The sequence below is a fragment of the Pseudactinotalea sp. Z1739 genome (genome assembly GCF_049725055.1).
Classification (GTDB): domain Bacteria; phylum Actinomycetota; class Actinomycetes; order Actinomycetales; family Beutenbergiaceae; genus CALKWS01.
This window is the reverse complement of sequence record NZ_JBMPQA010000028.1, coordinates 1-2,945: the sequence shown is the minus strand read 5'-3', so window position 1 is coordinate 2,945 and position 2,945 is coordinate 1. Positions and strand designations below refer to the sequence as shown.

Sequence of the window (2,945 nt, the reverse complement as noted above, 5' to 3'; positions counted from 1 at the left end):
GGCTCTTCCGGTTTTAGAGTGCATTGATCCGGGTCGCCAGTTGGCCGGAGTGCAGTAGGCAGCGCAGGACGTAGTGGTCGAAGTTGCGGAACCCTAGGGCGATGCCGCGTAGGGCTTCGAGGCGTCCGTTGATCGCTTCGACGGGGCCGTTGGAGGCTCCGCCACGGTCGAAGAACGCCAGGATCTGGTCTCGTTTGCGCCAGAGCGTGCGGCCGAGTTGAGCGAGTTCCTCCAGCCCCTCGGGTAGCCCGCGCCGGAGCCTGGTGATGAGGGCCTGCATGCGCTTCTTGCCGGCGGCCGGATCTGGGTGTTGGTAGGCGCTGATGATGTCCTGGTAGATGTGCCAGGAGACCTCCAAGGCCGCGTGGTCCTCGTGTTCGGCGAACAGCCGCTGCAGTCGGGCGATCTGCTCATCGGTCAGTAGCGACTGCCGGGTCAGCAGTGTTCGCCGGCCGCGGTAGAGCAGGTTCTCCTTGCGGCCCCGGTGGCCGTGGATCTGCTGCTGCAGGCGCTGACGACAGACGGTGAGTTTCTCCCCAGCCAGTTGCACCGTGTGGAAGGGGTCCATCACCGGTGTGGCCTGCGGCAGTGCTTCTTTGGTGGCGCTGTGATAGCCGGTGAAGCCATCCATGGTGACCACCTGAGCCTGTCAATCCCTGTGTGTAAGGGGTGTGGCGGGGGTCATAGATAGGGTTCGATTCGTTCAGGGTAGATCAGGGCGAGTTGGCCCAGGGCGGCCTTCCAGTTCGTGGTCACCGAGCCTTCGATCAGCCGTCCGGGAGCTCGACGCTGGGCGCCGGGCAGGCCTCGTTCCTTCTCGCGCTCTCGTGCTCGCTTGTCCTCGATGTTGCAGATCGCTAGCCACAGCAGTTTGACCACGGCGGCGTCGTTGGGGAAGTGGCCGCGGTTCTTGGTGACCTTGCGCAGTTGGTAGTTCAGCGACTCGATCGCGTTGGTGGTGTAGATGACCCGGCGCAGTTCGGGCGGGAAGGCCAGGAACGGGATGAACCGGTCCCAGGCGGCCCGGAACGAGCGCGCCGCGGCGGGATACTTCGCCCCCCAGGGGCCGGCCTCGAAGGCCTCCAGCGCCTCCAGCGCGGCGTCCTCGCCGGGGGCGGTGTAGACCGGCTTGAGCGCGGCGGCGACACGCTTGCGGTCGGAGTGGGACACAAAGCGCATAGCGGCTCGGATGAGGTGGACCACGCAGGTCTGGACCGTGGCCAGGGGCCAGGTCGCCTCGATCGCCTCGGGAAACCCGGTGAGCCCATCGCAGCACACGATGAGCACGTCCCGCACGCCGCGGTTGGCCAGGTCCGCACAGACCTGGGCCCAGAACTTGGCGCCCTCGTGGGTCTGGACCCAGATCCCCAGCACGTGGCGGATGCCGTCCATGTCCACCCCGATGGCGATGTGGGCGGCCTTGTTGACCACGTGGGACCCGTCTTTGACCTTGACCATGATCGCATCGAGATAGATCACCGGGTAGAGCGATTCCAGCGGGCGGCGCTGCCAGGCCAGCACCTCCTCACCGATGGAGTCGACCACCTTGCTGATCGTCTCGTGACTGATATCCACCCCCACAGTGGAGGCCAGGTGGTGGGAGATATCGCGCAGCGTCATCCCCCCGGCGTATAGGGAGATGATCATTCCATCGACCCCATCCAGGCGGCGCTGGCCCTTACCAACCAGCATCGGTGTGAACGTCCCGGCCCGGTCCCGTGGGATGGCCAGTTCGATGTCCCCGACCTGACTGGTCACCGTTTTGGCGTAGTGCCCGTTGCGGGAGTTGGGGTGGTCGGTGGCATCCGGTGCACCTTTTTCATAGCCCACGTGCTCGCTCAGTTCGGCCTCCAGGCCCCGTTCCAGGGCGGCCTTGAGCATCCCGCCCAGCACGCCCCCGTCGCCGGTCAGCGGCTCCCCGGCATCGATCCGGGCGAACACCTCATCCAAGGCCCCGGTGGCCTTGAGGTCATCGGCCAACTCGGCCTGTTTCCTACGACGCTCAGCGCGCTCCTCGGCGCTCATCTTCGGCATGGAATCAATCGTCACAGTGTGTCTCCTTCAGGGTGTGGAGCCACACCCCTTACACACACCATCTGACAGCTCCGACCACCTCGATGCGGTCGCGGAACTCCTGGGTGTGCTCGGCCAACCAGTCGGTGAGTACCTTCGCCGAACGGCCTGCTTGCACATCCAGCAGCCGCGCCGGCCCGGTGCCCTCGATCGTGGGGGTCAGATCTACCAGGATCGTGACATACGAGTCCTCACCGCCGCCGCGCACGTGTTTCCACTTGTGCTCATCGACCCCCAAGATCCGCACCCCTTGCAGGTGGGTCGGGTCGTCATAGACCAGGGTGCGGGCGGCATCGACCGCGAGGTTATTGACCAGGTCCCATCCCAGTCCCAGGGCCCGGGCCACGGCGCTGATGCTCATCTTGTCGATCGCCAAGCGCTGCAGGATCCACCGGGTGCACCGGTTGGTGGTCTTGGCCCCCACCGCGGCGCAGTCCAGCCGTTGCTGGAAGATCCGCTGCGGGCACTGGGTCCCGGTGCACCGATAGCGAGGCAGGCGCACGTGCAACCTGGTGGGATGGCCGGCCACCGGTACGTCGGTCAGCACCCGCACCACGTGATCCCGCAGGACCCCTTCGGCCCCGCAGGACGGGCAGAACGGCAACCCCTGGCGCGGTCGGGCCTGGATGATGGTGACGTCTGCGGCGTCGATGCTGGCCCCGGTGATCATCAGGTCCAACTCCGCGGTGCGACAGATGACATCAGCAACAGGGCAACCAGAAACAGCGGCAGAGCAGGTAGATTTCATCGCGGGCCTTGGGTGTTTGGATCGGACTGGTTAGCACCTCCAATCCTCACCCAAGGCCCACCTGCTCCCAGGCCCACCACGCCGCCTGATCAGCCCCTCAACGCACCCTCAAACCGGAAGAGCC

General features: G+C 65.8%; 3 protein-coding genes. All 3 read right to left on the bottom strand.

Features of this window, described 5'->3' with window-relative positions; translation table 11 throughout:
- Window positions 1–13: 13 nt before the first annotated feature.
- The 3 genes from ACO0LV_RS18450 to ACO0LV_RS18440 are packed head-to-tail and all read right to left on the bottom strand — an operon-like array spanning window position 14 to window position 2,743.
- Window positions 14–631, bottom strand: coding sequence for an ISL3 family transposase (locus ACO0LV_RS18450; protein ID WP_424789378.1), 618 nt, complete (start codon window positions 629–631; stop codon window positions 14–16).
- A 50-nt stretch (window positions 632–681) separates the two neighbouring features.
- Window positions 682–2,025 (bottom strand): IS256 family transposase, encoded by a 1,344-nt coding sequence (locus tag ACO0LV_RS18445; RefSeq protein WP_424789379.1) that lies wholly within the window; start codon window positions 2,023–2,025, stop codon window positions 682–684.
- Window positions 2,026–2,083: 58 nt separating this feature from the next.
- Window positions 2,084–2,743: a transposase family protein gene (locus tag ACO0LV_RS18440; RefSeq protein ID WP_424789377.1), complete on the bottom strand. Its 660-nt coding sequence runs from the start codon at window positions 2,741–2,743 to the stop codon at window positions 2,084–2,086.
- Window positions 2,744–2,945 lie beyond the last annotated feature (202 nt).

Bases quoted from the DNA above. Each gene is read 5' to 3' on its own strand.
- ACO0LV_RS18450 (WP_424789378.1), bottom strand. From the start codon at position 631: ATGGATGGCTTCACCGGCTATCACAGCGCCACCAAAGAAGCACTGCCG.
- ACO0LV_RS18445 (WP_424789379.1), bottom strand. From the start codon at position 2,025: ATGAGCGCCGAGGAGCGCGCTGAGCGTCGTAGGAAACAGGCCGAGTTG.
- ACO0LV_RS18440 (WP_424789377.1), bottom strand. From the start codon at position 2,743: ATGATCACCGGGGCCAGCATCGACGCCGCAGACGTCACCATCATCCAG.